This is a genomic window from Megasphaera sueciensis (assembly GCF_050219315.1).
Lineage (GTDB): Bacteria > Bacillota > Negativicutes > Veillonellales > Megasphaeraceae > Megasphaera_A > Megasphaera_A sueciensis.
The window spans coordinates 1,606,618-1,621,180 of record NZ_CP116939.1 but is presented as its reverse complement, the minus strand read 5'-3'; the positions used below and the strand labels follow the sequence as shown (position 1 = coordinate 1,621,180).

Sequence of the window (14,563 nt, the reverse complement as noted above, 5' to 3'; positions counted from 1 at the left end):
GTAAAGCCATGATTCAGCAAGAAACTATGTTGAATGTTGCCGATAACACCGGTGCCAAGAAAATTTTGTGCATCCAGGTCATGGGTGGTTCATATCGCAAGTTTGGTAACATTGGCGATATCATTACTGCTTCTGTTAAAGACGCAGCACCCGGTGGCGTTGTTAAGAAAGGTGACGTAGTGAAGGCTGTTATCGTTCGTTCGAAAAAGGGATTGCGTCGTGCCGACGGTTCTTACATCCGTTTCGATGAAAACGCAGCTGTTGTGATAAATACAGATAAGAGTCCTAAAGGGACTCGTATTTTTGGGCCCGTTGCCAGAGAATTGCGTGATAAAGATTTCATGAAAATTATCTCCCTGGCTCCGGAAGTATTATAAGCGGGGAGGTGTTGTCAATGGCAAAATTGCGTGTTAAAACAGGAGATACGGTAATCGTTATCGCTGGTAAAGAAAAAGGCAAAAAAGGTAAAATCATTGCGGCATATCCGAAGAAAAACCGCGTTGTAATAGAAGGCATTAATCAGGTTAAGCGCCATACTAAACCGACTCAGAACAATCCTCAAGGTGGCATTGTTACAAAGGAAGCAGCTATTCATGTTTCCAATGTCATGCTCGTAGATCCTGAAAGCGGCAAACCGACTCGTGTAAAAATGGTACAACAGGCCGATGGAACAAAGATTCGTACTGCTGTTAAGAGCGGTAAAGCTATTTAATATATAAGAAGAAGGGAGGGCCTTGAGAGTGTCCAGATTAAAAGACAAATACCTTTCCGAGGTTGTGAAAGGATTACAGGAAAAATACAGTTATAAAAATGTTATGCAGATTCCTAAGATTACGAAGGTCGTTATCAATATGGCTATTGGTGAAGCTGTTACTAATTCCAAAGCTTTGGATGCTGCTGCAAGTGATATGACTATCATTTCCGGTCAGAAACCGATTATTACGAAAGCAAAGAAATCTATTGCGGCGTTTAAAATTCGTGAAGGAATGCCCCTTGGGTGCAAAGTTACATTGCGAGGACAACGTATGTATGAATTCCTTGATAAATTGATGAACTTGTCTTTGCCTCGCGTTCGTGATTTTCACGGCGTAAGCGCTACCGGGTTCGATGGTCGTGGTAATTATACACTCGGTTTGAAGGAACAATTGATTTTCCCGGAAATTGAATATGATAAAATTGATAAAGCCCGTGGCATGGATATTACCATCGTTACAACAGCTGAAACGGACGAAGAAAGCCGTTATATGTTGACGTTGATGGGCATGCCTTTTGAAAAGCAATAAGGAGGAAATACATACATGGCAAAGAAGTCTATGCTTGAACGTGAAAAAAAACGTGAAAAAATGGTTGCCCGCTATGCGAAGCTCCGTGCTGAACTGAAGGCAAAGGGTGATTATGAAGCACTTTCTAAGCTGCCTGCCAATGCTTCTCCGGTGCGCCTGCACAATCGTTGCCAGGTAACCGGTCGTCCTCACGGTTATATGCGTAAATTTGGTATCTGCCGTATTACGTTCCGTGAATTGGCTTATAAGGGACAGATTCCTGGCGTTAAAAAGGCCAGTTGGTAACTCGATTAATGGAGGGAGGTTTTTAGATTATGGTAATGTCCGATCCGATTGCGGATATGCTCACCAGAATCCGTAACGCTAACTCGGCATATCACGAAAAAGTAGAAATGCCTGCTTCGACGATGAAAGCTGCCGTGCTTGATATTTTGAAAGAAGAAGGTTTCGTGAAAAATTACGAGTCTGTAAATGAAGGCAAAACGTTAAAAGTTACGTTGAAATATGGTTCAAATAAAGAAAAAGTTATTACCGGCATCAAGAGAATTTCCAAACCGGGTTTGCGTGTATATGCAAAACAGGAAGAACTTCCACGTGTTCTCGGTGGTTTGGGAATTGCGGTTATTTCCACGTCCCAAGGTGTTATGAGCGATAAAAAAGCTCGTAAACTAGGTTTGGGCGGTGAAGTTATCGCTTACGTCTGGTAAATTATTTGGAGGTGTCAATATGTCACGAATTGGTAGAATGCCTATTGATATCCCGGCAGGCGTAAAGGTAACCTTAGATGGCCAGTTTATTGCAGTAAAAGGCCCGAAAGGCGAATTAACCCGTACACTCCACCAGGATATGAAGGTTAATATACAAGACAATGTTATTACCGTTGAACGTCCTTCTGAAGAAAAACAACACCGTGCACTCCACGGTTTGACTCGTGCACTGATCCATAATATGGTTGTCGGTGTTACCGATGGTTTTAAGAAGGAATTGGAAATTCAAGGGGTAGGATACAGAGCACAGATGAAAGGTAAAAAATTGGCCTTGACTCTTGGTTTTTCCCACCCGTTGGAATTAGATGCCCCGGAAGGCATTAGCGTTGAATGCCCATCAGCAACATCAATTATTATTTCCGGTGCAAATAAAGAACATGTTGGTGAATTTGCTGCCAAAATCCGCGGATATCGCTTACCTGAACCGTATAAGGGCAAGGGTATCAGATATGTGGGCGAACATGTTCGTCGTAAGGCTGGTAAAGCCGGTTTGAAAAAATAATTAACGTTTTAAGTTTTAAATAGAAGAAAGGAGTGAATTCCTTGAAGGCTAGTAAGAATGTAATTCGTGTAAAGCGTCATTGGCGTATACGTAAAAACATAGTTGGCACGGCAGAACGTCCGCGTTTGAACGTTTTCCGCAGCCTTTCCAATATTTATGCACAGATTATTGATGACGAAAAGGGTGTTACACTTGTATCTGCCAGCTCTTTGGATAAGGTGATCAAAGAACAGGCCGCTTACGGTGGCAACGCTGCAGTGGCTAAGTTAGTTGGTAAACTTGTTGGCGAACGTGCATTGGAAAAAGGTATCACTACGGTCATTTTCGACCGCAGCGGGTATGTATATCACGGCCGTGTAGCTTCTTTGGCTGACGGTGCTCGTGAAGCAGGCTTAAAATTCTAATAAGGAGGAAATAACACATGGCTAGAAATGACCGTGAAGCAAGTGATTTGCAGGAAAATGTAGTATTTATCAACCGTGTAGCTAAAGTAGTAAAAGGCGGCCGTCGTTTTTCCTTCAGTGCTCTTGTAGTTGTCGGAGACGGCAATGGTAAAGTGGGCGCAGGATTAGGTAAAGCCGGCGAAGTTCCCGAAGCTATCCGTAAAGGTGTCGAAGATGCTAAGAAGAATATGATTTTTGTTCCTCTTAAGAATGGTACTATTCCTCACGAAATAACAGGTGTATTTGGGGCCGGTAAAGTTCTTTTGAAACCGGCTGCTGAAGGTACCGGTGTTATTGCTGGTGGCCCTGTTCGTGCCGTATTGGAATTGGCAGGTGTTCGTAATATTCTTACAAGATCTCTTGGTTCCTCTAACCCGAACAATATGGTACAGGCAACCTTGACTGGTTTAAGCGAACTTAAAGATGTTAATAAGGTAGCTGAACTCCGTGGTAAGACTGTAGAAGAAATTTACGGTTGTTAAGAGGAGGATTATACGTAATGGCTCAGGTAAAAATTACTCTTACCAAGAGTGTTGCCGGGCGTCCTCAGGACCAGCGTGCAACAGTTATAGCTCTTGGGCTTCATAAGACAAATTCGCAAGTAATTAAGGAAGCTACCCCTCAGATTAATGGGATGCTTCATAAAGTAAGACATTTAGTAACTGTAGAAGAAATTTAATATAGAAGGAGGTGCGCTGAATGAAACTTCATGAAATGAGTGTTGTTCCGGGTTCGACAAAAAAACGGACTCGCATTGGCCGTGGTTTGGGTTCCGGTAACGGTAAAACTGCCGGCAAAGGCATGAAAGGGCAAAACTCCCGTAGTGGCGGTGGTACACGTCCGGGCTTTGAAGGTGGCCAGATGCCGTTGTATCGGTTGCTCCCAAAACGTGGTTTCAAAAATGTTTTTGCCAAACAGTATGCCGAAATTAACGTTTCTGTTTTGAATCGTTTTGAAAACGGTGTTACGGTTGATCCCGTTGCTTTGGTTGAAGCAGGTATTCTAAAAAATGTTCGCGACGGTATCCGTATCTTGGGTAACGGAGATTTAGAAAAATCTCTGACTGTTCAAGCTCAAGGTTTTACTAAGTCGGCGCAACAGAAAATTGAAGCAGCTGGTGGTAAGGTAGAGGTGATCTAATTGTTAGAAGGCCTCTCGAACATCATACATGTTGCGGAACTCCGTAAGCGTGCGGTGTTTACGCTGATTATGTTTGTAATCTTTCGACTTGGTGTCCACATTCCGGTTCCCGGAGTGGACTCCTCTGTAATCGAAAACTTATTCAGCAGTGGTAACTTGTTCGGATTGTTGGACTTGTTTTCAGGCGGGGCCCTCAGTAAATTCTCTGTATTGGCCATGAGCATTACGCCATATATCAACGCGTCCATTATTATGCAGCTGTTGACATCTGTAGTGCCTACGTTTGAACAGTGGGCAAAAGATAACCAAGACGGCCGCGAAAAGATTCAAAAGGTTACGCGTTATGGTACGGTTTTTCTTGGCTTTATACAGGCATTTGCCATGAGTTATGCGCTTAAGGTCAACAATGCTCTTGTTGATAACAGTTGGGCTATGGTATTGATGATTTCTATCATATTAACAGCTGGAACTTGTTTTCTCATGTGGCTGGGTGACCAGATTACAGCCGGTGGTATTGGTAATGGGATTTCTCTTATTATCTTTGCCGGTATCGTAGCACGCTTTCCTGATGGAGCGGTAACAGTTTATAAGTATATTCAGGCAGGAACAATCAATATTTTCCAAGCCTTGTTGTTTGCGGTCATTGCTATTTTAATGATTGTCGTTGTTGTAGAAGTGACGCAAGGTACGCGTCGTGTTTCCGTTCAATATGCGAAACGAATTGTTGGACGAAAAATGTATGGCGGGCACACGACACATATTCCGTTGAAAGTAAATCAGGCGGGCGTTATTCCCATCATTTTTGCTTCTTCTGTACTTATGTTTCCGATTACCATCGGTCAATTTGTTCAAATCGGCTGGGTACAGACGTTGGCGAGTTTCTTTGCTTGGGGTACAATTAGCAATACAATTATTTACGCTTTTCTGATCATTTTCTTTACTTATTTCTATACGGCTATTACGCTGAACATACCGCAAATGACTGAAAATATGCAGAAATACGGTGGATTTATTCCTGGTATACGACCAGGCAAACCGACGGCAACGTATATTGATAGAATTATGACGAGAATTACTCTTGCCGGTGCATTTTTCTTGGCGTTTATCGCGATCCTTCCGAACTTTATCGGGTGGCTTACGGGAATCCAAGGTGTTTATTTTGGTGGTACAGCGCTGCTGATTGTTGTTGGTGTTGCTATTGACACAATGAAGCAGGCGGAATCTTTGGTTCTGACAAAACAGTATCAAGGGTTCATGAAATAAGGAGGAATTGGGATGTACATTCTTTTAATGGGGCCTCCGGGTGCTGGTAAAGGTACGCAGGCTGAACAATTGATTGAAAAATATGGTATTCCCCAGATTGCAACGGGTGATATGTTCCGGGCGGCAGTGAAAGAACAAACGCCGCTTGGACTCGAAGCCAAAAAATATATGGATAATGGCCAATTAGTCCCAGATGCTGTTACAATAGGTATTGTAAAAGAACGGCTGGCTAAAGAAGACTGCAAAAAGGGATTTATCCTTGATGGGTTTCCACGTACGACGGCGCAGGCGGTGTCACTGGATGCTATTCTTAGTGATTTAGGGATTAAGCTTGATGGAGTTGTGAACATTAGCGTCCCTGATGAAGAATTGATTCAGAGGACAGCAGGCCGCCAAATTTGCCGTTCCTGCGGGGCGACGTACCATATAACATTCAAGCCTGCAAAGGTACACGGTGTTTGTGATAAGTGCGGTGGTGAATTATATCAGCGTGACGACGATAAAGCCGACACGGTGAAAAAACGCTTAACTGTATATGCAGCGCAAACGAAGCCCCTTATTGATTATTATAAAAATTCTAACCTGTATATCGAAATTGATGGAACGCAGGGAATGAAAGCAGTCTTTAAGGCTATCGTAGAAAGCCTTGAAAAGAGTAAAAAATGATTATTTTGAAATCTAAGCATGAAATTGAGTGTATTCGCGAAGCCGGACGTATTACAGCGGATGCGCTGGAACTTATGCGTAAACTGGCACAACCCGGTGTTACGACAGGGGAGCTTGATCGTCGCTGTGAAGAATATATCCGCAGCCGAGGCGCATTTCCAAGTTGTAAAGGTTATTATGGGTACCCGGCTACCATTTGTGCCAGTGTAAATGAAGAAGTTGTACATGGTATTCCTGGACATCGAAAACTCAAAGATGGCGATATAATCAGTATTGATTTGGTAGTTAACAAAAATGGTTATCATGGTGATTCGACAGTAACACTTCCTATCGGACATGTCGACGATGCTAAGCTTCAGCTTTTAAAAGTAACTGAAGAATGCCTTTATAAGGGTATTGAACAGGCTGTAGTAGGGAATCATATGGGAGATATCGGACATGCTGTACAGCAATATGCCGAATCATTTGGGTATGGTGTAGTGCGTGATTACGTTGGGCATGGCATTGGAACAGACATGCACGAAGATCCGGAAGTACCAAATTATGGTTTGGCCGGTCATGGTGAATTGTTGGAATCGGGATTGGTTTTGGCAATTGAACCGATGATTAATATGGGGACTGAGAAGGTTCATTCATTAAAGAATGGCTGGACCGTTGTAACGCGTGATAATAAACCGGCAGCCCATTTTGAACATACAGTAGCCATTACTGAAAATGGTCCGGAAATCCTGACCTTGAGGTCTTAATGGAAAAAGTTACAATTCCAGTCGGTACAGTAGTAGAAAGCTGTGCAGGAAAAGATAAAAAAGGTTTATATGTAGTTGTTGGTAAATTGGATTATCCGTATGTATGGATTGCTGACGGTAGAAAGTACAATCTGGATAAGCCGAAGAAAAAAAATTACCGGCATCTCCGCGTAGTAGGGACAAACGCAGCCATATCGGATGTTGTTTCCTGCAGAATCAGCAATGAATGGGTGCGGTCAGTCTTAAATCGGGCCAAGGATGAAATGACTAGGGAGGTATTACATGTCTAAGGAAGATGTCATTGAAGTAGAAGGCATCGTCGTTGAAGCGTTGCCTAACGCCATGTTTAAAGTAAAATTGGAAAACGGGCATATTGTTCTTGCTCATGTTTCCGGTAAAATGCGGATGAATTTTATACGTATCCTGCCAGGTGACAGAGTTACGATGGAATTGACGCCGTACGATTTAAATCGCGGTCGTATTACGTATCGCTTTAAGTAAGATTGATTATGCAGGAGGTTAATTATGAAGGTTAAACCGTCAGTAAAGAAGATTTGCGAAAAATGCAAAATCATTAAGCGCAAAGGCCGTGTTATGGTTATTTGCGAAAATCCAAAACACAAACAAAAACAAGGTTAATAGATAGGAGGTGGATGAATAGATGGCACGTATAGCCGGTGTGGATTTACCACGTGACAAACGAGTTGAAGTTGGCTTGACTTACATTTTTGGTATTGGCCTTTCTTCTTCCCAGAAAATTTTGAAGAAAACAGGCGTCAACCCTGATACGCGCATACGCGACTTGACGGAAGATGAAGTATCTAAAATCCGTGAAGTTATCGGTGCTGATTACAAAGTAGAAGGCGATCTTCGTCGTGAAGATGCTTTAAATATTAAACGACTTATTGAAGTCAATTCATATCGTGGCAAACGTCATCGTGCAGGGCTCCCTGTTCGTGGACAACGCACAAAGACAAATGCCCGGACTCGTAAGGGGCCGAGAAAAGCAATAGCAGGTCATAAAAAATAATTTTGAGTAAGGAGGGAAACGGTCTTGGCTAAAAACGTAAGAAGCAATAAAAAGAAAGAAAAGAAACATGTAGAATCCGGTGCAGCACATATCCGTTCTACTTTTAATAATACAATTGTTACCATCAGTGATACGAAGGGCAATGCACTTTCGTGGGCCAGCGCAGGTGGCCTTGGTTTCCGCGGGTCTCGTAAAAGTACACCGTTTGCTGCTCAGATGGCTGCTGAACAGGCTGCAAAGGCAGCCATGGAACATGGCCTTCATCAAGTAGAAGTATTTGTAAAAGGTCCTGGATCTGGTCGTGAAGCTGCTATTCGTGCTTTACAGGCAGCAGGATTGGAAGTCAATAGCATTAAAGATGTTACTCCGATTCCGCATAATGGCTGCCGTCCGCCAAAACGCAGACGTGTCTAATCGTTGCTAATTGACCGATTTGATTTGATTCTGAAATGGGAGGATTTTCCTAATGATAGATGATAATAAATTTAAGATTGAAGTTGTCGAACGAAGCGAAGACAACACCTATGGAAAATTCGTATGTGAACCTCTTGATCGGGGTTATGGAATCACGTTGGGTAACAGTTTGCGGCGTATCCTTTTATCGTCTTTAGATGGTGTAGCAATTACTTCCATTAAGATTGATGGAGTATTGCATGAATTTTCAACGATTCCTGGTGTGCGTGAAGATGTAACCGATATTATCTTGAATTTGAAGCAAATGTGCTTAAAATTCAACTATGATGGAATTGATGAAACTGATATCATTGTAGACGTAACCGGTGAATGTGAATTAACCGCAAATGATTTCGCAGTAAGCTCAGACATTGAAATTTTAAACCCGGAACTTCATATTGCTACTCTTGATAAGGACGCTCATATTCGATTGACTGCCCATATTGAACGAGGTAAAGGATATGTTCCTTCTACGAAAAATAAGAAGGATACCGATATGATTGGCGTCATTCCTATCGATTCAATTTTTTCGCCTATTACGCGGGTGAATTATGAAATTGGCGATATCCGGGTAGGCAACGAAATGGACTATGATTCGTTGTCATTGGAAGTTTGGACAGATGGGAGTATTACTGCTGAAAATGCAGTAGCAAAAGCATCTTCCATTATGGTCAGCTATTTGGAATATTTCAAGGAACTGGCTTCTGATCCAGCTGCTAATGAAGCTGCTGGTGAATTTACCAGTAAGGATCCTGACAAGGAACCGGAAGAACCTGAAGTTGATCTTACAAAGATTAAAATCGACGTATTGGATTTATCCGTGCGGGCATCTAATTGTCTCAAACGTGCCAATGTGTACACGTTAGCAGATTTGGTTGAACGGACGAAGGATGATTTGTCTAAGATTCGTAATCTTGGCAAAAAATCCGTTGATGAAATTATTGCAAAATTAGAGGATTACGGATATGATCTGAAATCCCATGAAGAATAGTTTGAGGAGGATGAACGATGGCTTATAGAAAGTTGGGACGCGACAGCTCCGCACGTAAAGCATTATTGCGCAGCATTGTTACCTCTTTATTCCAACATGAACGCATTGAAACTACGGAAGCAAAAGCAAAAGAACTTCGCAAAATTGCGGATAAGATGCTAACGCTGGCTAAACGTGGCGACCTTCATGCGCGCCGTCAGGTATTGGCGTATATGATGGATGAAGATGTAGTAAAAAAACTGTTTGACGAAGTTGCACCTAAGTACAAAGATCGTCAAGGTGGTTATACACGCATCATCAAAACTGGTGTTCGCCAGGGTGATGCAGCTCCGATGGTTATCATCGAATTAGTATAAACTACATAACAAAAATCCCGATGCGGCAAATGCCTGTATCGGGATTTTTGGTATATTATTTACGGCATGTAATCTTTTGTGAGTACTTCGAAAAATTTATGGGCAGCTAAACTTAAAGGACGTTGCTTGTCCCAAAGAATACAAATGGAACGAGTCGGCATTTTTTCGGCCAGAGGAATTACAGATATTTCACCTGAATGGAGATATGGTTCTACAATTTTTTGTGGTATAAACCCTATAGCCAGACCGCGTTGAATGACAGGAAGAATAAGATCAATAGAACTTACCTCAATGTCAACTTTAAATTGGAGACCTGCTTCATAATAGAAGCTTTCATAAAATCTTCGTGTGCTTGTTGAATCAGGAAGTGTGACCATAGGATAGGAGCATACATCTTTCAGTGTGTAGGGTGTATTTTCCGCAAGGTTAATGTATCCTGTTTTGCAAATCAGGACATCTTGCAATGACATGACTTTGTGCATAGCAATCGTATCTTTGATATCAATTGGGGTGGTTATTAAATTGAGTTCATATTTTCCAGATAGTAAGTTAGAAACAGATTGAGGGGCTGTATCACAGGATATTTTTACTTTGATATCAGGATAACGTTGTCTAAAAATATGAAGTTTGTTAAGTAAAACAGTACGGAATGCAATTTCTGTTGTTCCGATTAAAAGAGTCCCTTCTTTTAAGTCTTTTACGGCATGCAATTTTTCTTCACCTGAAAATAATGATTCGCAGGCAGGTGCTACGTGTTCGTATAATAAATCCCCCTCTGGTGTCAGTTTTACACCCTGTTTGGAACGTATAAACAGTCGACAGCCTAATTCTTCTTCTAATAAGTGAATATAACGTGTAACGGATGGTTGATTTATGTATAAGACCTGGGCAGCGTGTGTAAAATTTTTATATTTTGCTACATAATAAAAAATCTTATAATATTCAAAATTAGTTGACATAAGGGCACCATCCTGTATAGTTAAAGCAAAGACATTTAATATTATCAACAGAGAATAGGAGTGATTGCTATGGCTTTAAAAATGATATTAGCAATAAATTTTATGCCCGAACGCATAAAACAATTAAAACTCTTGGCATTATTGGCTAAGTCTCAGATTCGAATCGTAACGGAAAGCGATATGGATAAAACCGTAGGGGAACTGTTAGGATTTACAGAAGAAGAAATTGAAAATATATCTGCTTTAAAAAAACAAGCAGATAAAGAAGAAATTCCGGAAAATCAGGAAATAACGACAACCATGAAAGTTACCAAAGAAGCAATTATTTTGTGTGGGTTTGATTCTTCCGCATTAAATGTATTGCTCAATGGTATTCGCCGCGGACCGCTTAAGAGCATTCCTTTAAAAGCAGGAGTAACACCTAATAATATTTCTTGGAATATATACACGATACTCCAAGAAATATCTAAAGAACATGACTATTTTGAAGCGCAGAAAAAGAAATAAAGTACTATGGTTTATACAGGAACGTAACGACAGAAAGCATTGGTTTATCTGGTGCTTGTCCTGATGAATACGTTGGTTCTGCCGTTGTGGCAGCAGATTGGCCGCCAACGGTTATATTACCCTGAAATAACAACTGATTCGTTTCACTTTGTGTTCCTTCCAGGTAAAGATGATATATTCCCGGTTTGACGGGTGTATTGTTTTTATCTGTTAAATCCCAATAATAGTGTATAGTCCCGGTTTTGGGTGTAGCTCCGGCGGCAGTGTCTATTTCTTGGGCGTTGGCACGGGCACCGGAACGTTCACTCCAAATAGGAAGGCAGAAAGTATATTTGACGGCACCTTTTCTGGCAGCATATTGTGTGACAACCAATGTGCGTACAAATTTACCATTAGAATCTTCTATCCAAGCTGCAAATTGATCACTACCCTTTTTATTGGAAGAGCGATTGAAGTTAAACGTAATTTCTACATAAGATCCTTGAGGAACGGCCGCGGCAGATGTTGCTTGTGTGGACGATTCAGAAGAAGCTTTTTTGGAAGCCTGTGTAATGATATTCAGTGTAGCAGGGCGCTGCATTCTAAAAATGGTAAGAGCAAAGGATAGGGCTAGTATAACCATTAATATAAGACAGACATATTGTTTTATAGAATATTTTTTCATTATATAAACTCCTTTGTAGGAAAAATAATAAATATTTCATTTGTGAACATATTATATCATATATAGTAGGATATATCGAGTTTGAATGAGAAAGTGTAATCGTAAATTAAAAGAAAATCCTTGACAATTTTACATGATATATAGTACTATATTATAGTCAGCTGACGTGATGGAGTGGTACTCAAGCGGCTGAAGAGGACGGTTTGCTAAATCGTTAGGGGTCGTAAGGCCCGCCAGGGTTCAAATCCCTGCCACTCCGCCATTTTACTAATACGAGCGAGTTTGGATATTTTTCCAAGCTCGCTTTTTTCTGTTTTCTGCCGTGCCAATAGCCGTGCAAATGGAAAAATAATGTATTTCTATTCCAATACAAAAAAGTATTGTTTTTGTCTGTTTAAAGCTGATAGGTATCAAAAGGAAAAGAAGAATGAGTCTTTTTTGCACGTTTTTGTCGAACTTTTTTATTAACTTTGTGGCTCTATGTCAACTGTTGGGGTGGTTCAATACGCCGCCGGAAGTGAGTGGAATGAAATCCATTCACATGATACGGTAAGCCATACCACTATCTATTGTGCGTTACAATGAAAGCTGTTACCCAATGGCTCTCGTAAAAAGAATCTCAGTCTCCACGGTGAATAAATGCGCAATCGGTACAAAGATCATACCTGTAACACCATTCATCCAGATACCGAACGACTTGCACAAGCCAATGCCCGTTCTGGGTTTAGTGATTGGGAAGGAGACACCTTGTATGGTGTTGTCGGGCAAGGATTAATCATAACCTGTGTTGATCATGCCAACCGGTTTATGCGCATGATTTTACTAGAAAACCGAAATCAAGAAGCGACAAAAGATGTGATTGTTAAGGTATTATTCGAATATGTAGTACATACGTTGACATTGGATAACGAATCCGAATTTGCAAAATTCAGATCCGTTAAACAGATACTTTATACTACTGTATACTTTGCACATCCCGCTGCACCTTGGGAACGTGGTAGCGATGAAAACATGAATGGCAAAATTCGTGTCTATTTTCCCAAAAGAACTAATTTTCATAAAATAACTCAAGAACAACTAGATAAGGTGACTTTCATTTTAAATTCAAGACTTCTAAACACTGTTGATAAAGACGGTACGCAAGCACATACGAGAACCATGGATATAGATGTATATTAAAGGATGGTTAAAGGCACCATTTGTGGACTCTGCGAGATCATGGTCAAACGAAAAAAGTGAAACGCCTTAAGACGAGGTGATAAGTCTTGTACTTGCAAATCTATTCTGTATTATGCATTTGACATGGTGATATTGTCAATATCTCTTTACACTTTTTTCTCGAGGATATTGGATCTACGCTGCATCCTTCAATGAGCGGTAATACTGTTGTCTCTTAATCATTGGAGGTAATCCTCCATTGGTGGAGCAGATTCTTCGGTTATTCCAGTAACTAATGAAATATCTCCATATAATTGTTTTCATATGTTCAACAGTTGTTTTTGAAGCATTATATCGATTATAGATTAATTCTTCCTTTAATCTTGCCCACATGCTTTCGCAACGGGCATTATCATGGCATCTGCCACCTGCACTGTTCATACTTTGTACTATTCCGTATTGCTTAATTGCATTACGGTACAGCTCACTGGTATACTGTGTTCCCCTATCACTATGCAGGATACAGCCCCGAATTTCTGGATATGCTTTATATGTATTAATTATTGTTTGTTCACATAACGTGGCTTTCATATTTGTATCCATTGCTAATCCCAGTACTGCAGAATCGAAGCAGTCAAAAACTGCGGATACATACAGTTTTCCATCCAGACACTTTATTTCAGTCATATCTGTTACGCACTTGCTTAACGGTTTATCAGAATAGAAATCACGTTTAATTAAGTCATCAGATTTTCTGGCTTCTTTATCAGCTTTTGTGATTCCATTAGGTTTTCTTTTTGGTCTATGGCTAATACCGATTTCTTCCATAACACGGTATACAGTCCGTTCACTCGGAATCTCAATACCAGCAGGGTTTTTTAGCTCTAAAGCTTGATGCATTCTGATTCGTCCGTAAGTATCATTGCATTCATCTTCAGCACAGATATCTAACATAGCATCTGCAAGAGACTGATATTTCCAAGGCTTATCTTTATATTTAAGATAATTGTGAAATCCCTGTCTGGTTACGCATAGGCTTTTACAATAGAATGAAATTTTACCTTTAATAGTGCCGTCTTCAGTTTTTATTGCAATAAATATCAATCTCTGTTTTTTGTTGACTTCCGACGGCTGGCGGCGAAAAAAGCGCTTGCTTCCTCAAGAAATTCATTCACTTCTTTAAGATGGCGATTCTCTTTGTCCAGTTCTTTAACACGCTTTTTAAGTTCAATAAGTTCCTCGTTAAGAGATAAGGCATTGGAAGGAGTATGAACAGCGTCTTTTGCCTCCAACCTACCTCCTTTGAAGGCTTTAACCCATGTATAGATAGTACTATCAGGAAGCCCCAGTTCCGTTGCGGCTTTGTGTCCACCAATCTCCTGAGCTAATTTTACAGCCTGTGATTTAAATTCTTGGTCATAAGTTTTTATAATTCGTTTTGCCATCTTATTTCTCCTATTCTCTATCAATTATATATCACAATCCTTGAGAATAGGGTGCCAATTTTTATTGTACAACATCATGGGGATGGTAAGAACAAATCCGCAATCACCGTTCGAACGGTATTCTGTTATAGCCTCGTGAGTTGTGAGGAGCTATATGTGGAAAAACTGCACACACTTCTGTGAAGTGTGT

26 protein-coding genes and 1 tRNA gene are annotated in these 14,563 nt (G+C 40.7%); 23 read left to right on the top strand and 4 right to left on the bottom strand.

Going from position 1 to position 14,563, the window contains the following annotated elements; genetic code table 11:
• Positions 1-8: 8 nt before the first annotated feature.
• The 20 genes from rplN to rplQ are packed head-to-tail and all read left to right on the top strand — an operon-like array spanning position 9 to position 9,640.
• Positions 9-377, top strand: a complete 369-nt coding sequence (gene rplN, locus NXG62_RS07835) for a 50S ribosomal protein L14 (RefSeq protein ID WP_091650704.1) — start codon at positions 9-11, stop codon at positions 375-377.
• A gap of 17 nt (positions 378-394) precedes the next feature.
• Positions 395-712 (top strand): 50S ribosomal protein L24, encoded by a 318-nt coding sequence (gene rplX / locus NXG62_RS07830; protein WP_427111897.1) that lies wholly within the window; start codon positions 395-397, stop codon positions 710-712.
• Between the two features lie 28 nt (positions 713-740).
• Positions 741-1,283: a 50S ribosomal protein L5 gene (gene rplE / locus NXG62_RS07825; RefSeq protein WP_427111896.1), complete on the top strand. Its 543-nt coding sequence runs from the start codon at positions 741-743 to the stop codon at positions 1,281-1,283.
• A 15-nt stretch (positions 1,284-1,298) separates the two neighbouring features.
• Positions 1,299-1,568 (top strand): 30S ribosomal protein S14, encoded by a 270-nt coding sequence (rpsN, locus tag NXG62_RS07820; RefSeq protein WP_091650695.1) that lies wholly within the window; start codon positions 1,299-1,301, stop codon positions 1,566-1,568.
• 29 nt (positions 1,569-1,597) lie between these two features.
• Positions 1,598-1,990 carry a 30S ribosomal protein S8 gene (gene rpsH / locus NXG62_RS07815; RefSeq protein WP_091650693.1) on the top strand — a complete coding sequence of 131 codons (393 nt, stop codon included), beginning with the start codon at positions 1,598-1,600 and terminating at the stop codon, positions 1,988-1,990.
• Positions 1,991-2,009: 19 nt separating this feature from the next.
• Complete coding sequence (rplF, locus tag NXG62_RS07810) at positions 2,010-2,552, top strand: 50S ribosomal protein L6 (RefSeq protein WP_427111895.1); 543 nt, start codon at positions 2,010-2,012, stop codon at positions 2,550-2,552.
• Between the two features lie 41 nt (positions 2,553-2,593).
• Complete coding sequence (gene rplR, locus NXG62_RS07805; RefSeq protein ID WP_427111894.1) at positions 2,594-2,956, top strand: 50S ribosomal protein L18; 363 nt, start codon at positions 2,594-2,596, stop codon at positions 2,954-2,956.
• Between the two features lie 17 nt (positions 2,957-2,973).
• Positions 2,974-3,477: a 30S ribosomal protein S5 gene (gene rpsE, locus NXG62_RS07800; protein WP_427111893.1), complete on the top strand. Its 504-nt coding sequence runs from the start codon at positions 2,974-2,976 to the stop codon at positions 3,475-3,477.
• A 17-nt stretch (positions 3,478-3,494) separates the two neighbouring features.
• Positions 3,495-3,674 (top strand): 50S ribosomal protein L30, encoded by a 180-nt coding sequence (gene rpmD, locus NXG62_RS07795; RefSeq protein WP_091650681.1) that lies wholly within the window; start codon positions 3,495-3,497, stop codon positions 3,672-3,674.
• A gap of 20 nt (positions 3,675-3,694) precedes the next feature.
• Positions 3,695-4,135, top strand: coding sequence for a 50S ribosomal protein L15 (gene rplO, locus NXG62_RS07790; RefSeq protein WP_427111892.1), 441 nt, complete (start codon positions 3,695-3,697; stop codon positions 4,133-4,135).
• The gene (gene secY, locus NXG62_RS07785) at positions 4,136-5,398 is read left to right on the top strand and encodes a preprotein translocase subunit SecY (RefSeq protein ID WP_427111891.1); all 1,263 of its coding nucleotides are present in this window, start codon (positions 4,136-4,138) and stop codon (positions 5,396-5,398) included.
• Between the two features lie 12 nt (positions 5,399-5,410).
• The gene (locus NXG62_RS07780; RefSeq protein WP_091650673.1) at positions 5,411-6,064 is read left to right on the top strand and encodes an adenylate kinase; all 654 of its coding nucleotides are present in this window, start codon (positions 5,411-5,413) and stop codon (positions 6,062-6,064) included.
• Positions 6,061-6,810 carry a type I methionyl aminopeptidase gene (gene map, locus NXG62_RS07775; RefSeq protein ID WP_427111890.1) on the top strand — a complete coding sequence of 250 codons (750 nt, stop codon included), beginning with the start codon at positions 6,061-6,063 and terminating at the stop codon, positions 6,808-6,810. The genes NXG62_RS07780 and map overlap by 4 nt, the downstream gene beginning before the upstream one ends.
• Positions 6,810-7,100 (top strand): hypothetical protein, encoded by a 291-nt coding sequence (locus NXG62_RS07770; protein WP_427111889.1) that lies wholly within the window; start codon positions 6,810-6,812, stop codon positions 7,098-7,100. The genes map and NXG62_RS07770 overlap by 1 nt, the downstream gene beginning before the upstream one ends.
• Positions 7,093-7,311 (top strand): translation initiation factor IF-1, encoded by a 219-nt coding sequence (gene infA / locus NXG62_RS07765; protein WP_091650665.1) that lies wholly within the window; start codon positions 7,093-7,095, stop codon positions 7,309-7,311. The genes NXG62_RS07770 and infA overlap by 8 nt, the downstream gene beginning before the upstream one ends.
• 24 nt (positions 7,312-7,335) lie before the next feature.
• Positions 7,336-7,449 (top strand): 50S ribosomal protein L36, encoded by a 114-nt coding sequence (rpmJ, locus tag NXG62_RS07760; RefSeq protein ID WP_007391661.1) that lies wholly within the window; start codon positions 7,336-7,338, stop codon positions 7,447-7,449.
• A 22-nt stretch (positions 7,450-7,471) separates the two neighbouring features.
• Positions 7,472-7,840, top strand: coding sequence for a 30S ribosomal protein S13 (gene rpsM, locus NXG62_RS07755; RefSeq protein ID WP_427111888.1), 369 nt, complete (start codon positions 7,472-7,474; stop codon positions 7,838-7,840).
• 24 nt (positions 7,841-7,864) lie between these two features.
• Entirely contained in the window at positions 7,865-8,254 is a 390-nt protein-coding gene (gene rpsK, locus NXG62_RS07750; protein WP_427111887.1) for a 30S ribosomal protein S11, read from the top strand.
• Positions 8,255-8,306: 52 nt separating this feature from the next.
• Positions 8,307-9,284 (top strand): DNA-directed RNA polymerase subunit alpha, encoded by a 978-nt coding sequence (locus NXG62_RS07745; protein ID WP_091650658.1) that lies wholly within the window; start codon positions 8,307-8,309, stop codon positions 9,282-9,284.
• A 17-nt stretch (positions 9,285-9,301) separates the two neighbouring features.
• A complete protein-coding gene (gene rplQ / locus NXG62_RS07740) occupies positions 9,302-9,640 on the top strand; it encodes a 50S ribosomal protein L17 (protein WP_091650655.1) in 339 nt (112 codons plus the stop codon).
• Positions 9,641-9,699: 59 nt separating this feature from the next.
• Here the strand turns inward: rplQ and NXG62_RS07735 are convergent, their stop codons facing one another.
• Positions 9,700-10,599, bottom strand: coding sequence for a LysR family transcriptional regulator (locus NXG62_RS07735; protein ID WP_427111886.1), 900 nt, complete (start codon positions 10,597-10,599; stop codon positions 9,700-9,702).
• 69 nt (positions 10,600-10,668) lie between these two features.
• Here NXG62_RS07735 and NXG62_RS07730 point away from each other — a divergent pair, with 69 nt between their 5' ends.
• The gene (locus tag NXG62_RS07730; protein WP_427111885.1) at positions 10,669-11,106 is read left to right on the top strand and encodes a DUF3783 domain-containing protein; all 438 of its coding nucleotides are present in this window, start codon (positions 10,669-10,671) and stop codon (positions 11,104-11,106) included.
• A 4-nt stretch (positions 11,107-11,110) separates the two neighbouring features.
• Here the strand turns inward: NXG62_RS07730 and NXG62_RS07725 are convergent, their stop codons facing one another.
• A complete protein-coding gene (locus NXG62_RS07725; protein WP_427111884.1) occupies positions 11,111-11,770 on the bottom strand; it encodes a DUF2271 domain-containing protein in 660 nt (219 codons plus the stop codon).
• 171 nt (positions 11,771-11,941) lie between these two features.
• On the opposite strand from NXG62_RS07725, the gene NXG62_RS07720 reads away from it, so the two are divergent.
• Positions 11,942-12,032 (top strand) — tRNA-Ser (locus NXG62_RS07720).
• Between the two features lie 377 nt (positions 12,033-12,409).
• Positions 12,410-12,949 (top strand): IS30 family transposase, encoded by a 540-nt coding sequence (locus NXG62_RS07715; protein ID WP_427111883.1) that lies wholly within the window; start codon positions 12,410-12,412, stop codon positions 12,947-12,949.
• Positions 12,950-13,123: 174 nt separating this feature from the next.
• Here the strand turns inward: NXG62_RS07715 and NXG62_RS07710 are convergent, their stop codons facing one another.
• Positions 13,124-14,032 carry an IS3 family transposase gene (locus tag NXG62_RS07710; protein ID WP_427111882.1) on the bottom strand — a complete coding sequence of 303 codons (909 nt, stop codon included), beginning with the start codon at positions 14,030-14,032 and terminating at the stop codon, positions 13,124-13,126.
• Positions 14,029-14,373, bottom strand: coding sequence for a transposase (locus NXG62_RS07705; RefSeq protein WP_427111881.1), 345 nt, complete (start codon positions 14,371-14,373; stop codon positions 14,029-14,031). The genes NXG62_RS07710 and NXG62_RS07705 overlap by 4 nt, the downstream gene beginning before the upstream one ends.
• Positions 14,374-14,563 lie beyond the last annotated feature (190 nt).

Coding starts and splice junctions, on each gene's coding strand:
- map (WP_427111890.1), top strand. CDS start 6,061: ATGATTATTTTGAAATCTAAGCATGAAATTGAGTGTATTCGCGAAGCC.
- rpsM (WP_427111888.1), top strand. CDS start 7,472: ATGGCACGTATAGCCGGTGTGGATTTACCACGTGACAAACGAGTTGAA.
- NXG62_RS07715 (WP_427111883.1), top strand. CDS start 12,410: ATGCGCAATCGGTACAAAGATCATACCTGTAACACCATTCATCCAGAT.
- rpmJ (WP_007391661.1), top strand. CDS start 7,336: ATGAAGGTTAAACCGTCAGTAAAGAAGATTTGCGAAAAATGCAAAATC.
- NXG62_RS07780 (WP_091650673.1), top strand. CDS start 5,411: ATGTACATTCTTTTAATGGGGCCTCCGGGTGCTGGTAAAGGTACGCAG.
- NXG62_RS07705 (WP_427111881.1), bottom strand. CDS start 14,373: ATGGCAAAACGAATTATAAAAACTTATGACCAAGAATTTAAATCACAG.
- NXG62_RS07770 (WP_427111889.1), top strand. CDS start 6,810: ATGGAAAAAGTTACAATTCCAGTCGGTACAGTAGTAGAAAGCTGTGCA.
- rplN (WP_091650704.1), top strand. CDS start 9: ATGATTCAGCAAGAAACTATGTTGAATGTTGCCGATAACACCGGTGCC.
- rpsE (WP_427111893.1), top strand. CDS start 2,974: ATGGCTAGAAATGACCGTGAAGCAAGTGATTTGCAGGAAAATGTAGTA.
- rpmD (WP_091650681.1), top strand. CDS start 3,495: ATGGCTCAGGTAAAAATTACTCTTACCAAGAGTGTTGCCGGGCGTCCT.
- rplQ (WP_091650655.1), top strand. CDS start 9,302: ATGGCTTATAGAAAGTTGGGACGCGACAGCTCCGCACGTAAAGCATTA.
- rpsH (WP_091650693.1), top strand. CDS start 1,598: ATGGTAATGTCCGATCCGATTGCGGATATGCTCACCAGAATCCGTAAC.
- NXG62_RS07730 (WP_427111885.1), top strand. CDS start 10,669: ATGGCTTTAAAAATGATATTAGCAATAAATTTTATGCCCGAACGCATA.
- rpsN (WP_091650695.1), top strand. CDS start 1,299: ATGGCAAAGAAGTCTATGCTTGAACGTGAAAAAAAACGTGAAAAAATG.
- infA (WP_091650665.1), top strand. CDS start 7,093: ATGTCTAAGGAAGATGTCATTGAAGTAGAAGGCATCGTCGTTGAAGCG.
- rplF (WP_427111895.1), top strand. CDS start 2,010: ATGTCACGAATTGGTAGAATGCCTATTGATATCCCGGCAGGCGTAAAG.
- NXG62_RS07745 (WP_091650658.1), top strand. CDS start 8,307: ATGATAGATGATAATAAATTTAAGATTGAAGTTGTCGAACGAAGCGAA.
- NXG62_RS07725 (WP_427111884.1), bottom strand. CDS start 11,770: ATGAAAAAATATTCTATAAAACAATATGTCTGTCTTATATTAATGGTT.
- NXG62_RS07735 (WP_427111886.1), bottom strand. CDS start 10,599: ATGTCAACTAATTTTGAATATTATAAGATTTTTTATTATGTAGCAAAA.
- rplX (WP_427111897.1), top strand. CDS start 395: ATGGCAAAATTGCGTGTTAAAACAGGAGATACGGTAATCGTTATCGCT.
- rplO (WP_427111892.1), top strand. CDS start 3,695: ATGAAACTTCATGAAATGAGTGTTGTTCCGGGTTCGACAAAAAAACGG.